Here is a 20377-nt window from a genome sequence, read left to right on the forward strand (position 1 = left end):
CATCCTCTAATTTAAATGCTTTGACTGTGCGCGTCAGACTGCTGCCGCGCCGCCGACGATTTCCGAAATTTCCTGGGTGATCGCTGCCTGGCGGGCCTTGTTGTAGACCAGCTGCAGGGTTCCGATCAGCTTGTTCGCGTTGTCACTGGCCGACTTCATCGCGACCATGCGGGCTGCATGCTCGGACGCGACGTTCTCCAGCACTGCCTGGTACACCAGCGATTCGACGTAACGCGTCATCACGTGCTCGAGCACGGTCGCGGCGTCGGGTTCGTACAGGTAGTCCCAGTCGTGGTGTGCGACCTGCTTTTCAGCAGCCGGCAACGGCAGCAACTGGTCGAAGCTGGCCTTCTGCGTCATCGTGTTGATGAAGCGGTTGTAGACCAGGTAGACGCGGTCGACCTTGCCCTCGGTGAACGCATCCAGCATCACCTTGATCACGCCGATCAGCTGTTCCAGGTGCGGCACGTCGCCCATGTGGGTGACGCTGCCGACCATGTTGACCTTGATCCGGCGGAAGAAGGTCGAGGCCTTCTGGCCAACCGTGACCACATCGATCTCGGCGCCCTTGTCCTGGTACTGACGGACTTCGCCCAGCATCTTGCGGAACAGGTTGTTGTTCAGGCCGCCGGCCAGGCCGCGATCGGAGGAGATCACGATATAGCCGACCCGCTTGATCTCGTCACGCTGGACCAGGAACGGATGCTGGTAATCGGTGCTAGCCTGGGCCAGGTGACCGATCACCTGCTTCATCGCCTGCGCATACGGACGCGACGTCTTCATCCGCTCCTGCGCCTTGCGGATCTTGGAGGCCGAGACCATTTCCAGCGCGCGGGTCACCTTGCGGGTGTTCTGCACGCTCTTGATCTTGGTTTTGATTTCGCGTCCGCTTGCCATCTCTTATTCCCGTAGAGCGGGGCTCTGCCCCGCTTTGTCGTTTCGTAGCGGGGCAGAGCCCCGCTCTACGCCACCTTTATTACCAGCTGCCGGTGGTCTTGAACTCGGAGATACCCTTCTTGAAGGCCGCTTCGATGTCGTTGTCCCAGCCGCCGGTGGCGTTGATCTTGTTGATCAGCTCGCCCTGGGTGTTGGCGAAGTGGGCGTGCAGGCCCTCTTCCAGTGCCAGCAGCTTGTTGACCGGCACGTCGTCGAGGTAACCCTCGTTGACGGCGTAGATGGTCAGCGCCTGGTTGGCGATCGACATCGGCGCGTACTGCTTCTGCTTCATCAGCTCGGTGACGCGCTGACCGCGCTCGAGCTGCTTGCGGGTGGCTTCGTCCAGGTCCGAGGCGAACTGCGCGAACGCAGCCAGCTCACGGTACTGGGCCAGCGAGATGCGGATGCCGCCCGACAGCTTCTTGATGATCTTGGTCTGGGCCGCACCACCGACGCGCGACACCGAGATACCGGCGTTCACGGCCGGGCGGATGCCCGAGTTGAACAGATCGGTTTCCAGGAAGATCTGGCCGTCGGTGATCGAGATCACGTTGGTCGGCACGAACGCCGAGACGTCGCCGGCCTGGGTTTCGATGATCGGCAGCGCGGTGAGCGAGCCGGTCTTGCCCTTGACGGCACCGTTGGTGAACTTCTCCACGTACTCTTCCGACACGCGCGCTGCGCGCTCGAGCAGGCGGGAGTGCAGGTAGAACACGTCGCCCGGGTAGGCTTCACGGCCCGGCGGACGCTTCAGCAGCAGCGAGATCTGGCGGTAGGCCACGGCCTGCTTGGACAGGTCGTCGTACACGATCAGGGCATCTTCGCCGCGATCCATGAAGTACTCACCCATGGTGCAGCCCGAGTAGGCGCTGATGTACTGCATGGCAGCCGATTCGGACGCGGTGGCGGCCACGACCACGGTGTGGGCCAGGGCGCCGTTTTCTTCCAGCTTGCGCACGATGTTGGCCACGGTCGAGGCCTTCTGGCCGATCGCGACGTACACGCACTTGATGCCGGTGCTCTTCTGGTTGATCACCGCATCGATGGCCAGGGCGGTCTTGCCGGTCTGGCGGTCGCCGATGACCAGCTCGCGCTGGCCGCGGCCGATCGGGATCATGGAGTCGACCGACTTGTAACCGGTCTGCACCGGCTGGTCGACCGACTTGCGCCAGATCACGCCCGGGGCAACACGCTCCACCGACGCGGTGGTCTGCGCGGCGATCGGGCCCTTGCCATCGATCGGCTCGCCGAGCGCGTTGACCACGCGGCCGAGCATTTCCGGACCGACCGGCACTTCCAGGATGCGGCCGGTGGTCTTGGCCACGTCGCCTTCGCGCAGGTGCTCATAGCCACCCAGGACCACGGCGCCGACCGAGTCGCGCTCCAGGTTCAGGGCCAGGGCGAACGTATTGTTCGGCAGTTCGATCATTTCGCCCTGCATCACGTCGGCCAGGCCGAAGATGCGCACGATGCCGTCGGACACGCTGGTCACGGTGCCTTCGTTGCGCGATTCCGCGGCCAGCTTGACCTTCTCGATGCGGTTCTTGATCAGTTCGCTGATTTCGGAGGGGTTGAGCGTGGTTGCCATCGTCAAGTCCTAGTGCCGGCGATGTCGCCGGACGTTAAATGAATTCAGTTAGCGAGCGCGGTCTGCAGGCGCGACAGCTTGCCCTTGAGCGAGCCATCGATCACCACGTCGCCAGCGTCGATCACCGCACCACCGATCAGCGAAGCATCGATGGCGGTAGTGACGTCGACGTCCTGGCCGAAGCGCTTGCGCAGCGCGGCCTTGATGGCGTCCAGCTCAGCGGTGGACAGCTCGGCGGCCGAGGTCACCGTGGCTTTCACCACGTGTTCGGCTTCAGCGCGGAGCTGGTCGTACATGCCTGCGATTTCCGGCAGCAGCGGCAGACGGTGCGCTTCGGCCAGGATGGCCAGGAAACGACCGAACGACTCGCCTGCCTTTTCCGGCGCCAGCAGCGCGACGGCATCGCCGCGGTCCAGCTCCGGGTTCGACAGCAGGGCCGACACGCGCGGATCGGCGGCTACGTGGGCGGAGAACGCAAGCGCGTCCGACCACGGCGCGAACGTGCCTTCGTCGCGCGCGGTCGCGAACGCGGCGCGGGCATACGGGCGTGCAAGCGTGAGGGCCTGGCTCATCGATCAGATCTCCGAGGCCAGCTCGTCGAGCAGCGCCTTGTGGGCGTTGGCGTCGATTTCGCGCTTGAGCAGCTTTTCGGCACCGCTCACGGCCAGCACCGAGACCTGCTTGCGCAGCTCTTCGCGGGCACGGTTGGCGGCCAGTTCGATCTCGGCGTGGGCCAGTTCTTTCTGGCGGTTCGCTTCGACGATGGCTTCATTCTTGGCAGCATCAACGATCTGGTTGGCGCGGGCATGGGCCTGGTCGATGATCTCGTTGGCCTTGGTGCGCGCATCCTTCAGTGCTTCGTTGACCTTTTCCTGCGCCTGGGCCAGATCCTTCTGGCTGCGGTCGGCAGCAGCGAGCCCTTCAGCGATCTTCTGCTGGCGCTCTTCGATGGCGTTCATCAGCGGCGGCCAGATCTTGGTCGCGATGATCCAGATCAGACCGGCGAACGCCAGTGCCTGGGCAACGAGGGTAAAACCGATTTCCATGGGGTTCGCTCAATCTGGGGTGATGGGGTGGAGGCGCCGCAGGAGCGGCGCGTCCGTTCCTTCATCCGCGATCAGGCGCTCAAGGCGCCTGATCGTTTCGCTTTCGCTGGATCAGCCCGCAACAGCCGGCAGACGCGCAACGAATTCAGCGATGGTCGGGTTGGCGAAGGCCAGCAGCAGGCCGACGGCGACCGAGATGATGAACGCGGCGTCGATCAGGCCGGCGGTGATGAACATGCGAACCTGCAGCACCGGGATCAGTTCCGGCTGGCGGGCAGCCGATTCCAGGAACTTACCGGCCATGATGGCCAGACCGAGACCGGCACCCAGCGCGGCCAGGCCGATCATGATGCCGACGGCGAGGACGGTGGAGCTCTGGACTTGGGCGAGGTTGGTCAGGACGGCAAAGTACATGGGTTATCTCCGGAAACTTAAGTAGCTAAGGGTAATGAAACGGATGAAAGGTGAAGCGAAAACTCAGTGAGCGTCTTCCGACAGGCTCAGGTACACGATGGACAGCATCATGAAAATGAAGGCCTGCAGCGGAATCACCAGCAGGTGGAACAGCATCCAGCCGAAGCCGAAGGCACCGCCTGCGATGGCGCCCATGATGCCGGCACTGCCCAGCACCCAGATCAGCAGGAACACGATTTCGCCGCCGAACATGTTGCCGAACAGTCGCATCGCCAGCGAGATCGGCTTGCTCAGCCACTCGACGATGTTGAGGATCAGGTTGAACGGCATCATCCACTTGCCGAACGGTGCGGTCAGGAATTCCTTGGTGAAACCACCAATGCCCTTGGCGCGCAGCGCGAAGAACAGCATCAGGAAGAACACGCTGATCGACATGCCCAGGGTGGCATTGACGTCGGCGGTGGGAACCGGCTTCCAGTACGGCACGCCAAGTGCTTCCAGCGGCAGGGCGATGAAGTCGGCCGGGATCATCTTGATGAGGTTCATCAGGAGGATCCAGAAGAAGATCGTGATCGCGATCGGGGTCACCAGCTTGCTGGTGCCGTGGTAGGTGTCCTTGGCCTGGCGGTCAACGAACTCCAGGCAGATTTCCACGAACGCCTGCCACTTGCCCGGCACGCCGGCGGTGGCCTTGCGGGTGGCCATCCAGAAGCCAAACACCATCAACAAACCCAGCAGGACCGAAGTCACAATGGTGTCGACGTGAATTGCCCAGAAACCACCTTCCTGCATGTGGAACGTCAGGTTGTGCAGGTGATGTTGGATGTAGGAGGTGGGTGTAAGCGCCTCGCCTGCCATGTGTCCGGAACCTTGAGTTAAATAAATTGGATCAGCGCCTGGCCAGAGCCAGGACCTGGAACATCAGTCCGACGGCGATTCCGGCCAGCAGCGCCAGTGCAGGCAGCTTGAAGACCACGAAACCCACCGCCAGGACACCGAATACGAGCGCCCACTTTGCCACTACCGCCAGGATCAGCCGCGACATCGCCGACCCTGCCGCCTGTACCCCGCCCCCCAACGCCATCCGCGCCGCGACCCAGCCACCGGCCGATACCGCCACGCCCGATGCCAGCGCCCCAAGGGCGTACTTCGGACCTGCCAGCAGCAGGAAGGCCAGGGCCAGGACAGCCACTGCGGCCAACGGGTAGACCGCTGCGCGCAGCATCAGTCGCCGACCCGCGTCAACGGAGTTCAGCACACGTATGTCCTGCATGGTTGTGGGAAGAGTGACCGGGGCTGCAACTGCCTATGCCCCGTCGAGCCGCCAAATTATAGCAACGGGACAATTTGCGAGACAACCTGCGCCTGTTCATCCCGGATGCCGCAAGTTGCTGCATCGCCACAGATTTTGGCCCGGGAGTGGGGCCAATGCCGCCAATGACGGCCCCAATTCATGTCGCGTCGCACCATATTGAACTTTGGTCGTGGTGCCCGGTCAGAGCATTGGGCCTGCCAATTCGATCCTCGTCGACGCCCCTGAAGCAGGCCGGTACCGGGCGGCCCCGAGCTCTCTCCGGGGCCGCCCTTCTTCCGGGCGTGCCGGGAGGACGGGGTCCACGTGATCCAGCGCGCAGAGCGGCCACGCAATGGGCCGGACGGCAGCAGGTGGCGCATGAACGGTACACGCTCTATGCACCATACGTTCACGAATGTTGGACGCAACGCTGCGGCACAGTGATTCCACTTCATCGAATCACTGCAAGGACACACACGATGCGCCTGCTTCCCCTGCTCGCCCTGCCGCTGGCCATGGCCGCCCTCACCCACGCCACGTCCGCAAGCGCCGCCGAGGGCGATGACCGCTTCGCGCTGCGCCTGGGCGCGATGAACATCGACTCGGACAACACCCTGCGCGGCAGCACCAACGTCGCCGGCCAGGACCTGTCGTTCTCCGAGGATTTCGGCCTGGGTGGCAAGGAATGGGAACCGCGCATCGACGGCCTGTTCCGCATCAGCGACCGCCAGCGCCTGCTGTTCAACTACTTCAAGTACGACAAGGACCGCCGCGAGACGCTCAACGAAGGCGTCAGCTTCGGTGGCGAAACAGTGCCGGCCGGCAGCTTCGTCAAGGGCGAGTTGAAGTACCAGGTGGCCAGCCTGGTGTACGACTACTCGGTGGTGGACACCGAGAAGTTCGACCTCGGCCTGCAGCTGGGTGCGGAGTACGCCAAGGTGAGCACCAAGGCCTACGCCGACCTGGGCACCGTGTATGAAGGCCAGTTCCTGGACGAGAAGGCCGACGGCGTGGCGCCGGTGGTGGGGGCACGCTTCACCGTGACCCCGTCCGAGAAGTGGATGATCACCGCGCAGGGCCAGTACCTCAACACCAACTGGGGCAACTTCGATGACTACGACGGCGATCTGACCCGCGCCAATGTGATCGTCGATTACCGCTTCACCGACAACTTCGGCATCTTCGCCGGCTACGACTGGTTCAAGCTGGACGTGGACCAGACCGGCAGCGATGGCACCATTGGCCTGAAGCAGGAGTTCAAAGGGCCGGTGGCGGGCATCAGCGTTTCGTTCTGATCCCGGGGACACGTAGTTGTTCTACCGCACGAAAAACCCGGCGAAAGCCGGGTTTTTTTGTGGAAACGTTCGGCAGTGCACCATCGGTAGCGCCGGCCGTTGGCCGGCCTCGATACCGCCTGGGCCGGCCAACGGCCGGCGCTACCGACGTAAAAAGAACCCGGCGTTCGCCGGGTTCTTTTTTACTTCTTCTTCGGGATATACAGATCGGTGATGGTGCCGTCGTAGATTTCCGCGGCCATCGCCACCGATTCGCTCAGCGTCGGGTGCGCGTGGATGGTGTGGCCGATGTCTTCGGCTTCCGCGCCCATCTCGATCGCCAGGCCGATCTCGGCCAGCAGGTCACCGGCGTGCACGCCGACGATGGCACCGCCGATGATGCGGTGGGTTTCTTCGTCGAAGATCAGCTTGGTGAAGCCTTCGGTGCGGCCGATGCCGATCGCGCGGCCACTGGCGGCCCACGGGAACTTGGCCACGCCGACTTTCAGGCCCTGCGCCTTGGCTTCGGTTTCGGTCACGCCGACCCAGGCGATTTCCGGGTTGGTGTAGGCCACCGACGGAATCACCCGCGCCACCCACTCCTTCTTCTCGCCCGAGGCCACTTCGGCGGCCAGCTTGCCCTCGTGCGTGGCCTTGTGGGCCAGCATCGGGTTGCCGACGATATCGCCGATGGCGAAGATGTGCGGCACGTTGGTGCGCATCTGGCGGTCCACCGGAATGAAGCCACGCTCGGTGACGCCCACGCCCGCCTTGTCGGCACCGATCTTCTTTCCGTTCGGAGAGCGGCCCACGGCCACCAGCACGCGGTCGAAGGTGCCCTGCTCCAGGCCCGGCTTCTCGCCTTCGGCAGCGGCTTCGAAGGTCACGGTGATGCCCTTCTTGTCCGCGCTCACGCCAGACGCCTTGGTCTTCAGGTGGACCTCGACGCCCTGCTTCTTCAGGCGGTCGGCCAGCGGCTTGACCAGGTCCTTGTCGGCACCGGGCATCAGCTGGTCCATGAACTCCACCACGGTCACCTTGCTGCCCAGCGCCGCGTACACGGTCGCCATTTCCAGGCCGATGATGCCGCCACCGACCACCAGCAGCGAGCCGGGGATGTCGGCCAGTTCCAGCGCGTCGGTCGAATCCATCACGCGCGGGTCGTCCCACGGGAAGTTCGGCAGCTTCACCGCCTGCGAACCGGCAGCGATGATGCACTGCTGGAAGCGCAGCAGCTGGGTCCTGCCGTCGTCGCCGACGATTTCCAGCTCATTGGCCGAGACGAACGTGGCCACGCCCTGCACCGTACGCACCTTGCGCTGCTTGGCCATGCCGGCCAGGCCCTTGGTCAGCTGGGTAACCACCTTTTCCTTGTAACCGCGCAGCTTGTCCAGGGTGATCTTCGGCGCGCTGAATTCCACGCCGAAATCGCCGGCGTGGGCCACCTCATCGATCACCGCGGCGGCATGCAGCAACGCCTTGGACGGAATGCAGCCCACGTTGAGGCACACGCCGCCCAGGCTGGCGTAACGTTCGATCAGCACGGTGTCCACGCCCAGGTCGGCCGAACGGAACGCGGCGGTGTAACCGCCCGGGCCCGCGCCCAGCACCACCATCTGGCATTCGATATCGGCCGGCTTGCCCGACGCCAGCGCCGGCTGCGGCGCGGCCGGTTCGGCCGGTGCGCGGTGCGAGGGGGTCACCGGCGGCTTGCTGGCCGGAGCGGCGGCCTTGGGCGCTTCGGCCGCAGGCGCGGCCGGTGCGGCGGCGGCGCCTGCGGCGTCCAGCACCACCACCACGTCGCCTTCGGACAGCGTATCGCCCAGCTTGACCTTGATTTCCTTGACCACGCCAGCAGCCGACGACGGCACTTCCAGGGTGGCCTTGTCCGATTCCAGCGTGACCAGGCCCTGGTCCTTCTTCACCGTGTCGCCCACGGCGACCAGCAGTTCGATCACCGGCACCGCGCTGTAATCGCCGATGTCGGGAACCTTGATTTCAATAGCGGCCATTCGTCTTCTCCTGGGTCTCAGCCGGCGTTGCCGGCGAGCAGTTGCTGCAGTTCGTCGAGCGACTCGTCCAGATCCTGCCAGCGACGGTCGAGCTTCTTTTCCTTGGTGTCGCTGGCTTCGATCAGCAGCGCCACCTGTTTCATCATCAGCTTGCCGGCGCCGCACTCCCAGCGCGGGCCGCTGTAGCGTTCGCCAGCGACCTGGAAGGACAGCACCTCACCCTCGGTCACCGGCGCCTTGCGCCCGGCCGGCACGCCCGAATCGAGCGCGGCCTGCCAGCTGCGCACCAGGCGCTGGGCCAGCGCGGCGGGGATGGCGACCTGGTACTGGTCCGGTTCCTGGTCCACGCGCAGCTCCAGGCCACCGCCGCGCACACTGTTGTTCCAGTTGTACACGCGCTTGTCGGCCTTGCTGTAACGCAGGGTCCATTGCTGGTCCTGGGTGCCGGGCAGCAGCGCCACGCCGGTTTCCACCCCACCCTTGGGCAGGATGGTCAGCGCCAGCGTCGGCTGCGCCGTGCCGTCGAACAGGGTTTCCACGGCCTGGCCGTAGTTGCCCACTGCCGGCGGCCAGCCCCGGCCAAGTTCGGTCGTGCACGCGGCGTTGGCCGCCGGCACGATGGCAGCCAACAACAACGCGGCCCATACCCGGCGCTGCCTCACAGCAGCACGCGCCGCATGTCGGCCAGCACCTGCGACAGGTACGTGGTGAAGCGCGCAGCCAGCGCACCGTCGATGACGCGGTGGTCGTAGCTCAGCGACAGCGGCAGCATCAGCTTCGGGGCGAATTCCTTGCCGTTCCAGACCGGCTGGATCGAGGATTTGGACACGCCCAGGATGGCCACTTCCGGCGCATTGACGATCGGGGTGAACGCGGTGCCGCCAATGCCGCCCAGCGAGCTGATCGAGAAGCAGCCGCCGCTCATGTCGGCCGGACCCAGCTTGCCGTCGCGCGCCTTCTTTGCCAGCTCGCCGGTTTCCTGGGCGATCTGCACCACGCCCTTCTTGTCGACGTCGCGGACCACCGGAACGACCAGGCCGTTCGGGGTGTCGGCGGCGAAGCCGATGTTGAAGTACTTCTTGAGCGTCAGGTTTTCACCGGCCGCATCCAGCGATGCGTTGAATTCCGGGAACTGCTTGAGCGCCGCGGCGCTGGCCTTGATCAGGAAGGCGAGCATGGTCAGCTTGATGCCGGCCTTCTCGTTTTCCTTGTTCAGCGCCACGCGCAGGCCTTCCAGGTCGGTGATGTCGGCCTGCTCGAACTGGGTGACGTGCGGGATCATGGCCCAGTTGCGCGCCAGGTTGGCACCGGAAATCTTCTTGATGCGCGACAGCGGCTGGGTTTCCACCTCGCCGAACTTGCTGAAATCGACCTTCGGCCACGGCAGCAGGTTGAGCCCGCCACCGGCAGCGGCCGGGCCGCCGGCAACAGCGGCGGCACCACCGGTCAGCGCCGATTTGACGAACTTCTGCACGTCGCCCTTGGTGATGCGGCCACCCTTCTCGGTGCCGGTCAGCTGGTTGAGGTCCACGCCCAGGTCGCGGGCAAACACGCGCACCGCCGGGGTGGCGTACGGCACCTTGGACGGCAGCACGCTGTCGGCATTGAACTGTACCGGCGGGCTGCTCGGGGCACCCGCCGAGGGGGCGCTGGCGATTTCGCGCGCCGCCAGCTTGTCCGGCTGGGCCGGCACGGCGACCGGCTCAACCTTGGTGCCGGTTTCGGCAGCGGCCGGGGCAGCAGCAGCGGCGGCCCGGGTCGGGGCCGGTGCGGCAGCGCCGTCGGCTTCGATGATGGCCACCACCTTGCCCTGCGACAGGGTGTCGCCGACCTTGACCTTGATTTCCTTGATCACGCCGGCGACCGACGAGGGCACTTCCATCGTGGCCTTGTCCGACTCCAGGGTGACCAGGCCCTGGTCCTTCTTGACCGTGTCGCCCACCGCAACCAGCACTTCGATCACCGGAATGTCGTTGTAATCGCCGATGTCGGGGACGGTCGCTTCAACCGTGCCACCGGCGGCGGCCGGCGCAGCGGCCGGGGCACTCTGGGTGGCCGGGGCCGGGGCGGCGGCCGCAGCGGTCTTGGCCGGTGCCGGTGCCGGGGCAGCGGCCGGTGCCGGCGGTGCTGCGGCGGCGGCCACTTCGATCAGCGCCACGACCTTGCCCTCGGACAGGTTGTCGCCGACCTTGACCTTGATTTCCTTGACCACGCCGGCGACCGAGGACGGCACTTCCATCGTGGCCTTGTCCGACTCGAGCGTGACCAGGCCCTGGTCCTTCTTGACGGTGTCACCAACGGCGACCAGCACCTCGATTACCGGGATATCGCTGTAGTCACCGATATCGGGGACAAGTGCTTCCTTGATTTCGGCCATGGGGATAACTCCGGCAATCTGGTGTAGGGAATCGCCTATTGTGGGGGCAGGAGGCGTCAGCGCCAACCAGCTTGGGCAATTTTCAATGCCTCTGTCCCGGGACAGGCTGTTGCAGCAGGCGCTGCCACTGCCGAACCGGCACCGGCAGGCGCCGCATCGTGCGTTCCAGTCGGTACCGTATTGTCCTGCGCGGTCCCGGCTCAGCCAGCCAGGACATCCGCCAGCGGCTGCCACGCCGCCTGCAGCCGCGGCAGCGGCCAGGCAGCATTGGCCGGGCTGGTGGAGGGTAGCGGCCACACGGCCAGCGATGTCGCACGTGCGCCCAGCAGCGGCTGGACGTAGCGCGCGAATGCAGCGTGCGCGGTTGCGCCGTTGCAGGCCACGGCGGCCAGCTGCGGTAATCGCGCCATCAGTTCCGGCAGCGCATTGGGTACCTCACTGCCGCGCACGATCGCCGTGTCCAGGCTGCCGCGCCGCTCACAGGTGCCAATCACATCCCAGAGACCCACGCCCGCCGCCTGCAAGGCCTGCATGCGTTCGGCGTAAGGGAGGTCCGCATCGATTCCGGTGAGCGCGCCCATCAGTGGCCAGAAACGATTGCGCGGATGCGCGTAGTACTGCGCGGCGTGCAGCGATGCGACGCCCGGCATCGAACCGAGCACCAGCACGCGGCAGTTCGCCGATGCCTGCGCAGGCAGGCCGATGCAATGCGTTGCGTTCGTCACGTCGTCTCCAGATGCATGAATGTCGCGCACTGCATGATCGCGCGCCAGCACAACGCTTCCGCGCTGCAGGCTGAACGGAACAAACTAAATTTTAACGCGCGTCGGATTCGATTCATGTTGCGGGGACTACGTTTGCCTCGCCCCGATGCAACGGGCCCAGAACAAAAAAACCCTGAGGAGATTCCCCCATGCGCTCCATCCGCACCCTGACCCTGGCTACCCTGACTGCCCTTGCCTTCGCACCTGCCGCCTTCGCGCAGGACAGCACCACCGACACCGCGTCGGGCAAGCATTTCGCCGTTGTCGGCGGCGTTGCGCTGCTGCAGCCGAAGAATGATCCGCTGGAAGGCATCGACAAGGTCGACGGCGGCCCGGCACCGACGCTGAGCTTCAGCTACTACATCAACGACAACTGGGCCGTGGAACTGTGGGGCGCAGCCGACAAGTTCGACCACCGCGTGCGCGGCGCCAACGGTGCGCGCTTGGGTACCGTCGAGCAGCAGCCGATCGCGCTGAGCGGCCAGTACCACTTCGGCCAGGCTGACAACGTGTTCCGTCCGTTCGTCGGCGTGGGTTACTACGAGTCGAACTTCAGCAACGAGAACCTGGCCAGCGACACCGGCCATATCGGGCTGGAAACCGCCAAGGGTGCCATCGGCACCGTCGGCGTGGACATGAACATCAACAGCACCTGGTTCGCCCGCGCCGACGCCCGCTACATGCATTCGCGTCCGGACCTGACCGTCAACGGCCGCAGCACCGGCGAAGAAGCCAAGCTGGATCCGTGGACCGTGGGCTTTGGTATCGGCGCGCGCTTCTAAGCGCTGCTGCCACGGGTAACGCAACGGGCCCCTTGTGGGCCCGTTGTCGTTCACCCCAGGCGGCGATGGCGTAGGCTGGCGGCCATGGACAAACGCTACGTACTGGCCATCGACCAAGGCACTACCAGCTCCCGCGCGATTCTGTTCGACCGCGCCGGACGCATCGCCGGGACTGCCCAGCGCGAGTTCGCGCAGGTGTTTCCGCAGCCCGGCTGGGTCGAACACGATCCGCGCGAGATCCTGACCAGCGTCTACACCACGGTCACCGAGCTGCTCAACAGGCAGCAGGTGGACCCGCGCGAGATCGCGGCGATCGGCATCACCAACCAGCGCGAAACAACCGTGGTGTGGGACAAGGCCAGCGGCCAGCCCATCCACAATGCCGTGGTCTGGCAGTCGCGGCAGAGCAACGACATCTGCGAACGGCTCAAGGCCGGGGGCCACGAGCCGCTGATCCGCGCGCGCACCGGGCTGCTGGTGGATGCCTACTTTTCGGCGACCAAGATCCGCTGGATCCTCGACCACGTCGACGGCGCGCAGGCCCGCGCCGAACGCGGCGAGCTGCTGTTCGGCACCATCGACAGCTGGCTGGTCTGGAACCTTACCGGCGGTGCGGTGCACGTCACCGACTACAGCAACGCGGCACGGACGCTGCTGTTCAACATCCACACCCTGGCCTGGGATGACGAGCTGCTTGCGCTGCTGGATATCCCGCGCGCGATGCTGCCGCAGGTACGCAGCTCCAGCGAGGTTTATGGGACCACCCGCTCGCAGTTCTTCTTCGACCAGCACATTCCGATCGCCGGCATCGCCGGCGACCAGCAGGCCGCACTGTTCGGCCAGGCCTGCTTCGAACCGGGCATGGTCAAGAACACCTATGGCACCGGCTGCTTCATGCTGATGCATACCGGCACCCGTGCGGTGGCCTCCGAAAACGGCCTGCTCACCACCCTTGCGTGGGGTATCGATGGACAGGTGGAGTACGCGCTGGAAGGATCGATCTTCGTGGCCGGATCGGTGGTGCAGTGGCTGCGCGACGGGCTGCGCATGTTCGGCAAGTCCAGCGACTGCCAGGCCTATGCCGAGCGCGCGGCCGACAACGGCGGGGTGTACATGGTGCCGGCCTTCGTGGGCCTGGGCGCACCGTACTGGCGCAGTGATGTGCGCGGGGCGGTGTTCGGGCTCAGCCGCGGCACCACCAAGGAGCATTTCATCCGCGCGGCGGTGGAATCGATGGCCTACCAGACCCGCGACGTGCTGGCGGCGATGCAGGCCGATGCGGGAATCGAACTGAAGGAACTGCGCGCCGATGGTGGCGCGATCGCCAATGACTTCATGGCGCAGTTCCAGAGCGACCTGCTGGGCGTACCGGTGCTGCGCCCGCAGGTGGCCGAGACCACCGCGCTGGGCGCGGCCTACCTGGCCGGGCTGGCCACCGGGTTCTGGAGCAGCCGGGCGGAGATCGCCGAGCAGTGGGCGGTGGATCGTCGGTTCGTGCCGCAGATGGCCGCCGGGCAGCGGGAGGTGCTGTACGCCGGGTGGGTGCAGGCGGTGCAGGCGACGATGGGGTTCCGGGTGGGGTAACCCCTGCTTCGATCATTGCCGCGCGTTGCGCCGTTACGTGTTCCGGTCGGATTGCCGTAGCCCTATCAGAAGGCTGGCAACACCGCGCCTTTGTATTTCTCGGCGATGAAGGCTTTTACTTCCGGGCTGGTGAGCGCCTTGGCCAACTGCTGCACGCGGGGGTCGTCCTTGTTGTCCTGGCGGGCCACCAGGAAGTTCACGTACGGCGAATCCTTGCTTTCAATCGCCAGTGCATCCTGGGTCGGGTTGAGGCCGGCATCCAGCGCGTAGTTGGTGTTGATCAGGGCCAGGTCCACCTGGTCGAGCACGCGCGGCAGCATCGCCGAATCCAGTTCGCGGAACGTGAGCTGCTTCGGGTTGGCAATGATGTCGCGCTGGGTGGCCAGTGCGTTGGTCGGGTCCTTCAGCGTGATCACGCCGGCCTTGTGCAGCAGGATCAGCGCGCGGCTGTTGTTGCTCGGGTCGTTGGGAATCACCACGTCGGCACCGACCGGCAGCTCGGCCAGCGACTTGAAGCGGCGCGAGTAGGCGCCAAACGGCTCGATGTGCACGCCGATGACCTTGGTCAGGTGGGTCTTGCGGTCGCGATTGTAGGCATCCAGGTAGGGCTCGGTCTGGAAGTAGTTCACATCCACCTGCTTCTGTACCAGCTGGTCGTTGGGCTGCACGTAGTCGTTGAAGACCTTCACGTCCAGCTCCAGGCCTTCCTTCTGCAGGATCGGTTTGACCACGGCCAGGATCTCGGCGTGCGGCACTGCGGTGGCCGCCACCACCAGCGTGCTGGAATCCGCGGCAGGCTTGCCGCAGGCGGCCAGGGCGAGCGTGGCGGCCAGCAGCGGGAGCAACAGGGTCTTCTTCATGGGAGCGGAATCCGGGGGGCTGCGATAGCAGCCAACCATACCGCAAGCCCTGGGCTGGCGGGTATCCCAGCGACATTACCCGTCGGCATGACCGTTGCGGCGCCGGCAGTCACGCAGGGCGTGGCTGCGCGGGCCCCGGTTATTCGTAATTGCTCAGCGCCATCATCAACAACGCCTTGGCCTGCTCGCGCAGCATGGTGGGCTCGATGATTTCCGCATCCGAACCATAATGCAGCACGTCCATCAGCAGCTCGCGCGAGACGCTGTAAGGCACCTTGAGCTCATAGCGGCCGTCAGCCAGGAACCGGCCCTGCTGCCTGGAATGCCAATGCTCATCGGCCACCCAGCGCGCGGCCTTGGCGCTGAACACGATGGTGGCCCAACCCTTGGGCGGGCCGGAGAAGATGCCGTAGCTGGCGCCCAGCTGCTCGTCCAGTTCGGCATCGTCCACATCACGCGCGACGGTGTCGACCACGCGGGCCTTGTAGATGCGATCCACGGCGAAGCTGCGCAGGCCCTCGCGGCCGTGGTCCCAGGCATCCAGGTACCAGTTGTCGCGGTAGTGGGTCATGCGCTGCGGCGACACGGTGCGCTTGGTCGCCTCATCGGTGGAACGGGCCCGGTATTCGAAGGCCAGTTGTTTGCGCTCCAGCACGGCCGAGGCCACGGCGCGGAAGCTGGCTTCGTCGAACTTGCGGCCCCGGTGCGGGATGACCCGTACCCGGTCCACGGGCCAGGTCGACACGCCGGCCTGCGCGGCCAGCAGCCCTTCGATGCGCTGCTGCAGCGGCGCCAGCACCGAGGACAGTACGCCGCCCCCGGTGCGCGCCAGCAGATGCTGGGAGGCCAGCAGGGCATGCAGCTCTTCCGAGCTGAGCCACAGCCCGGGCAGCTCGAAACGCTCGCTCTCGTCATCCTGGTAGCGGAAACCGGCCTCGCCATCGCCCTCGACCGGTGCCATCAGCGCGTCGCGCAGGAAGGCCAGGTCGCGATAGACGGTGGCGCGCGAACACGCCAGTTTTTCCTGCAGGGTCGCCACCGTGACCGGATAGCGGGCGGACTTCAGCAGACGATGCAGGGCGTTGATGCGTTCATATCGGTCCATGACCCGATTATGTCCGAGTCGCCGTCGTTGTGGCGGCCCGGAACCGAACTTCGGCTATCGTGATGGCCCCTGCCCGCTCGATCCCCGCCATGCGCCTGCTGCCCGCCGTTGCCGTGCTGTCCCTGCTGCTGTCTGCCTGCGGGCAGGCACCGGCGCCCGCCGCCCCCGCAGCGACCGCGCCGCCACCGGCACCGGTGGCCAACGATCCGGCGAAGGCCGTGCTGGACGCCAGCCAGCGCTTCGGCCAGCTGCGCAGCTTCCACGCCACCCTGCACATGCAGGGCCCGCGCACGCTGCAGGCGACCATGGAATTCGTGGCACCGGACCGCTACCGGCTGCAGACCGATGACGGGGTGCAGACCATCATCGGCGACACGTTCTTCCTGCAGCGCGCCGGCGAAGTCCGCCAGGTACCGGTGCCGCCGGGCCTGCTGGCGCAATGGCGCAGCCCATTGCCGGCCGATGCCACCGCCGCCGACCTGCAGGTGGAGGCACTGGGCGAAGAACGCGTGGATGGGCAGCTCGCCCGCCGCTACCGCGTACGCCACGCCAGCGCCGCACCGGACGGGATGCTGTACTGGATCAACGCGGCAGGGCTTCCGGTGCGGATCGAACGCCAGGGCCAGACCCAGGGCAATGCCTTCACGGCCACGGTGGATTACACCCGTTTCGACGACCCGGCACTGCACATCGAGGTGCCCTGAACAGGCGACAAGTCCAAACCTCTCCTAAAGCACGGGCGGGAAAAGGAAAAATGGCGTGAAGGCATCAAGTATCATCACGCGTTGCTCCTCCCCCAGTCTGATCCGGAGAACCGTTGATGTCCCTGCGCGTGACGTTGCTTGCTTCCCTGCTGCTCAGTGCCCCGGCGGCCTTTGCACAGGACACTGCCGACCTGGCCGCGATGACCTCGCCGTGGAGCGGCAGCGGCGGCGAACTGGGCTTTGCCTCCGCGCGGGGCAACAGCAACACTGAAAGCGCCAACGGCCGCCTGCGCCTGCGCTATACCGATGATGACTGGGTGCACAGCCTGGACCTGTTCGGCCTGCGGTCGCGCTCGGAATACACCGAAACCGCCGACGACGGCACCGTGACCAAGCGCAGCAACACCACCGCCAACCGCTATACCGGCAGCGCCGGCAGCGCGCTGCAGCTGGGCGAACACCGCCAGCTCACCGCCACGCTGCGTTACGAGCGTGACGATTTCACCACCTACGACCGCCAGAGTTCGTTCGGCCTGGGTTACGGCACCCGGCTGGTGGAAGGCGACCGCTTCTACATGGATGCGCAGCTCGGCCCCGGTGTGCGCCGCACCCACAACACCGAAGACGACGAAACCCGTACCGGCCTGATCGGCCGCGGGCTGTTCGACGTGAAGTACTCGCTGACCCCCAACACCGACCTGATCAACACGCTGCTGGTGGAATCGGGCTCGTACAACACCTTCGGCCAGAACGATTTCGGCGTGTCGGTGAGCATGAACGAGCACCTGGCGCTGAAGGCGGCCTGGCAGGCGCGTTACAACAGCGACGTGGCCGACGACAAGCGCAAGACAGACACCCTGACCACGATGAACGTCGTCTACAAGTTCAGGTAGCGCCGGCCGTTGGCCGGCATTCCATCAGACGGCGAGCAGTTCGCCGGCGCCGCCGTCCAGCAGGCCTTGGGCCACCGCTTTCCCGAGGGCATCCGGATTGTTGCCCGGGCCGCGCGCTTCGGCGCGGATCAGGCGGCCATCGGCCACGCCGCCGACCAGCCCCTGCAGGAACAGGGTGTCGCCTTCCCACTGTGCATAGCCGCCCACCGGAACATGGCAGCTGCCGTGCAGCGCGCGGTTCATGGCGCGCTCGGCTTCCACGCAGGCGCGGGTGCGTGCATCGTCGAGCGGCGCGAACAGGGCCATCACCCGGGCATCGTCGCCGTTGCATTCCACGGTCACCGCGCCTTGGGCCGGGGCCGGCAGCCACTCCGGCGCAGCCAGCCGGGCCACGATGCGATTGCCAAGCCCCAACCGTTCCAGGCCGGCCACGGCCAGCACGATGGCGTCATAGCCGCCATTGTCGAGCTTGGCCAGGCGTGTATTGACGTTGCCGCGCAGGTCCAGCAGTTCCAGGTCCGGGCGCAGGGCGCGCAGCTGGGCCTGGCGGCGCAGCGAGGAAGTGCCCACGCGCGCGCCGATCGGCAATGCGTCCACGGAGGCATACAGGTTGGAGATGAACCCATCGGCCGGGTCGTGCCGGGCCAGCATGGCCGGCAGCGCGAACGGCGCATCCAGTTCCATCGGCACGTCCTTGAGCGAGTGCACCGCGCAGTCGGCGTCACCGCGCAGCATCGCCAGCTCCAGTTCCTTCAGGAACAGGCCCTTGCCACCGATGGCGGCCAACGAACGGTCCAGCACTTCGTCGCCACGGGTGCTCATCGGCACCAGCACCACCTCCAGCCCGGGGTGGGCCTGGCGCAGGCGGTCGGCAACGTGTTCGCTCTGCCACAGGGCAAGCGGGCTCTTTCGGGTGGCGATGCGCAGGCTGGTCATGCGCCCATTATCGCCGGTTACAGGTGCTTGAGGTCCTGTTTGAGGCTCGCCACGCAGCGGCGGCTGACCTCCAGCGGGGCCTTGCCATGGCGCAGCACGGCCTGGACCTGGCCTGCGCCACTTCGTCGCAGCTCCACCAGTTCGTGGCGGGCCACCAGGCAGTTGCGGTGGATCCGCACGAAACGGCTGGCGAATTCCTCTTCCAGCGACTTCAGCGATTCCTCGATCAGGTCCTCGCCGCGTGCATGGTGCACCACCACGTACTTTTCCTCGGCCTGCATGTAGTGGATATCGTCGATCGGAATCAGCCGCAGGCTGCCGCGCAGGCGCGCGCACAGGAGCGTGCGTGCCTGCTGGCTGGGCGCGCTGGGCTGCCCGTTGCGGCCGGCCAGGAAGGTACGGGCGCGTTCCAGCGCGGCGACCAGGCGTTCGCTGCGCACCGGCTTCATGAGGTAATCGATGGCCGCCGCCTCGAATGCCGACAGCGCATGCGCGTCATAGGCGGTGCAGAACACCACGGCCGGACGCGGGTCGAACGTGGCCAGGTGCCGCGCCGCCTCCAGGCCATCCAACCCCGGCATGGCGATGTCCAGCAGCACCAGGTCCGGCTGCAGCTCGGCGCAGGCGTGCAGTGCCTGCTCGCCATTCTCTGCTTCGGCCACCACCTCGACCCCGGGCTGTTCGGCCAGCAGGCTGCGCAGGCGCTCGCGCGCGAGCGGCTCGTCGTCGGCGATGACAACTCTCAAACGGGCTTCCTCATTGAACAGGCACGAAGATGTCGCAGGCATAGTAGCCGTCGTTCCATGCTCCCGTCATCCGTGCGGACGGGCCGAAGCGCCAGGCCAACCGGTGCGCGATGTTGCGCTGTGCATGGCCGGCGCCCTGCATCAATGGCAACGCGCGCGCGTCCGGGTCCGGCGCCGGGTTCTGGATGCGGATGTGCAGCTGCGGGCCTTCGCAGCGCAGCGCAATGACGATGGAGCCGCCGCCGGGCAGCCGCGAGATGCCGTGCAGTACGGCGTTTTCCACCAACGGCTGCAGCACCAGGCGCGGCATCGGCAGGGTCCATGGCAATGGTTCTTCGCGTTGCCATTCCACCTGCAGGCGCTCGCCCAGCCGCAGCGATTCGATCGACAGATAGGCTTCGGCCAACTCGCACTCGGCCTGCAGGGTCGAGTCACCCTCGCCTGCCCCCAACGCGGCACGGAACAGATCGGACAGGTCAAGAACGGCGCGCTCTGCCACGTCCGGATCGCGCCGCACCAGGCTGGCGATGAGGTTCATGCTGTTGAACAGGAAGTGCGGGCGGATCCGCGCCTGCAGCGCATCGGCCTGCGCGCGCGCGTTGGCGACGGTCTGCGCGCTCCAGCGGTCGCTGACGTAAAAATAGCGCAGTGCGAGCGCCACGATCAGCGCCGTGACCGTGGCGCAGCCCAGGGTGAAGCGCCAGAAACCAACGTCACCGGCGAACCCCCTTGCATCCAGCACCGCGTACAGCGCGTGCACCACGCCGGTGCATGCGCCGGCGATCAGCGCCGCCATCGCCACCGCCACCACCGAACCCGGCGTTTCGGGAAGGCGCGACAACGGGCCGCGCGCTGCGCACAGGCTTACCGTGACCGCCAGCGCCAGCCACAGCGCCAGGCCGCTGGCCGACAGGAAATCGGACACGCTCCACTGTCGGCTGCCATCGGGCGCCAGCGCCAGCGCCACCACCACCACCAGTTCGGCCAGGCCGAGCATCGCGCCCAGCCGCGGCAGTCGGCACAGCTCGGGCAACCACAGCTGCTGGCGCGGGTCGTTCATGA

21 protein-coding genes are annotated in these 20377 nt (G+C 66.1%); 5 read left to right on the top strand and 16 right to left on the bottom strand.

All coding sequences use genetic code 11. The features are described from left to right. Positions 1-33: 33 nt before the first annotated feature. From atpG to J7J08_RS05310, 7 genes are all read right to left on the bottom strand, one after another. Positions 34-897 carry a F0F1 ATP synthase subunit gamma gene (gene atpG / locus J7J08_RS05280; protein ID WP_214902264.1) on the bottom strand — a complete coding sequence of 288 codons (864 nt, stop codon included), beginning with the start codon at positions 895-897 and terminating at the stop codon, positions 34-36. A gap of 79 nt (positions 898-976) precedes the next feature. Then, positions 977-2524 (bottom strand): F0F1 ATP synthase subunit alpha, encoded by a 1548-nt coding sequence (gene atpA / locus J7J08_RS05285; protein WP_214902267.1) that lies wholly within the window; start codon positions 2522-2524, stop codon positions 977-979. 44 nt (positions 2525-2568) lie between these two features. Further along, the gene (locus J7J08_RS05290) at positions 2569-3096 is read right to left on the bottom strand and encodes a F0F1 ATP synthase subunit delta (RefSeq protein WP_214902269.1); all 528 of its coding nucleotides are present in this window, start codon (positions 3094-3096) and stop codon (positions 2569-2571) included. 3 nt (positions 3097-3099) lie between these two features. Then, on the bottom strand, positions 3100-3570 hold the full coding sequence (locus J7J08_RS05295; protein ID WP_214902271.1) for a F0F1 ATP synthase subunit B: 471 nt from the start codon (positions 3568-3570) through the stop codon (positions 3100-3102). 111 nt (positions 3571-3681) lie between these two features. Continuing rightward, positions 3682-3984, bottom strand: coding sequence for a F0F1 ATP synthase subunit C (gene atpE / locus J7J08_RS05300; RefSeq protein WP_070208721.1), 303 nt, complete (start codon positions 3982-3984; stop codon positions 3682-3684). Between the two features lie 63 nt (positions 3985-4047). Then, positions 4048-4842, bottom strand: a complete 795-nt coding sequence (gene atpB, locus J7J08_RS05305) for a F0F1 ATP synthase subunit A (RefSeq protein WP_214902274.1) — start codon at positions 4840-4842, stop codon at positions 4048-4050. 31 nt (positions 4843-4873) lie between these two features. Then, complete coding sequence (locus J7J08_RS05310) at positions 4874-5242, bottom strand: hypothetical protein (protein ID WP_171966783.1); 369 nt, start codon at positions 5240-5242, stop codon at positions 4874-4876. 515 nt (positions 5243-5757) lie between these two features. Between J7J08_RS05310 and J7J08_RS05315 the strand changes: the two genes are divergently transcribed. Then, the gene (locus tag J7J08_RS05315) at positions 5758-6573 is read left to right on the top strand and encodes a hypothetical protein (protein ID WP_214902275.1); all 816 of its coding nucleotides are present in this window, start codon (positions 5758-5760) and stop codon (positions 6571-6573) included. Between the two features lie 182 nt (positions 6574-6755). Here the strand turns inward: J7J08_RS05315 and lpdA are convergent, their stop codons facing one another. The 4 genes from lpdA to J7J08_RS05335 all read right to left on the bottom strand — a co-directional run bounded on the left by lpdA (position 6756) and on the right by J7J08_RS05335 (position 11666). Continuing rightward, the gene (gene lpdA, locus J7J08_RS05320) at positions 6756-8564 is read right to left on the bottom strand and encodes a dihydrolipoyl dehydrogenase (protein ID WP_214902277.1); all 1809 of its coding nucleotides are present in this window, start codon (positions 8562-8564) and stop codon (positions 6756-6758) included. A 17-nt stretch (positions 8565-8581) separates the two neighbouring features. Next, a complete protein-coding gene (locus tag J7J08_RS05325) occupies positions 8582-9199 on the bottom strand; it encodes a hypothetical protein (protein WP_214902280.1) in 618 nt (205 codons plus the stop codon). 23 nt (positions 9200-9222) lie between these two features. Then, on the bottom strand, positions 9223-10941 hold the full coding sequence (gene aceF / locus J7J08_RS05330) for a dihydrolipoyllysine-residue acetyltransferase (protein WP_214902283.1): 1719 nt from the start codon (positions 10939-10941) through the stop codon (positions 9223-9225). Between the two features lie 200 nt (positions 10942-11141). After that, complete coding sequence (locus J7J08_RS05335; RefSeq protein WP_214902286.1) at positions 11142-11666, bottom strand: DNA-deoxyinosine glycosylase; 525 nt, start codon at positions 11664-11666, stop codon at positions 11142-11144. Positions 11667-11854: 188 nt separating this feature from the next. On the opposite strand from J7J08_RS05335, the gene J7J08_RS05340 reads away from it, so the two are divergent. Together J7J08_RS05340 and glpK are read left to right on the top strand one after the other, a co-directional pair. Beyond that, positions 11855-12487, top strand: a complete 633-nt coding sequence (locus tag J7J08_RS05340; protein ID WP_214902290.1) for an OmpW family outer membrane protein — start codon at positions 11855-11857, stop codon at positions 12485-12487. A gap of 84 nt (positions 12488-12571) precedes the next feature. Then, on the top strand, positions 12572-14071 hold the full coding sequence (gene glpK / locus J7J08_RS05345; RefSeq protein WP_214902293.1) for a glycerol kinase GlpK: 1500 nt from the start codon (positions 12572-12574) through the stop codon (positions 14069-14071). 65 nt (positions 14072-14136) lie between these two features. Here glpK and J7J08_RS05350 read toward each other — a convergent pair whose 3' ends face one another. Together J7J08_RS05350 and J7J08_RS05355 are read right to left on the bottom strand one after the other, a co-directional pair. Further along, positions 14137-14931, bottom strand: a complete 795-nt coding sequence (locus J7J08_RS05350; protein ID WP_214902296.1) for a MetQ/NlpA family ABC transporter substrate-binding protein — start codon at positions 14929-14931, stop codon at positions 14137-14139. A 139-nt stretch (positions 14932-15070) separates the two neighbouring features. Continuing rightward, on the bottom strand, positions 15071-16036 hold the full coding sequence (locus J7J08_RS05355) for a YafY family protein (RefSeq protein WP_214902301.1): 966 nt from the start codon (positions 16034-16036) through the stop codon (positions 15071-15073). 89 nt (positions 16037-16125) lie between these two features. On the opposite strand from J7J08_RS05355, the gene J7J08_RS05360 reads away from it, so the two are divergent. Further along, positions 16126-16740, top strand: a complete 615-nt coding sequence (locus tag J7J08_RS05360) for a hypothetical protein (protein ID WP_214902304.1) — start codon at positions 16126-16128, stop codon at positions 16738-16740. Between the two features lie 116 nt (positions 16741-16856). After that, entirely contained in the window at positions 16857-17633 is a 777-nt protein-coding gene (locus J7J08_RS05365) for a DUF481 domain-containing protein (protein WP_214902307.1), read from the top strand. A 24-nt stretch (positions 17634-17657) separates the two neighbouring features. Here the strand turns inward: J7J08_RS05365 and hemC are convergent, their stop codons facing one another. The 3 genes from hemC to J7J08_RS05380 are packed head-to-tail and all read right to left on the bottom strand — an operon-like array spanning position 17658 to position 20375. Further along, entirely contained in the window at positions 17658-18569 is a 912-nt protein-coding gene (hemC, locus tag J7J08_RS05370) for a hydroxymethylbilane synthase (RefSeq protein ID WP_214902310.1), read from the bottom strand. Positions 18570-18586: 17 nt separating this feature from the next. Continuing rightward, positions 18587-19357: a LytTR family DNA-binding domain-containing protein gene (locus tag J7J08_RS05375; RefSeq protein ID WP_214902314.1), complete on the bottom strand. Its 771-nt coding sequence runs from the start codon at positions 19355-19357 to the stop codon at positions 18587-18589. Then, a complete protein-coding gene (locus tag J7J08_RS05380) occupies positions 19326-20375 on the bottom strand; it encodes a sensor histidine kinase (protein WP_214902318.1) in 1050 nt (349 codons plus the stop codon). The genes J7J08_RS05375 and J7J08_RS05380 overlap by 32 nt, the downstream gene beginning before the upstream one ends. Positions 20376-20377: the final 2 nt, after the last annotated feature.

The organism is Stenotrophomonas sp. ISL-67 (assembly GCF_018612915.1).
GTDB lineage: Bacteria > Pseudomonadota > Gammaproteobacteria > Xanthomonadales > Xanthomonadaceae > Stenotrophomonas.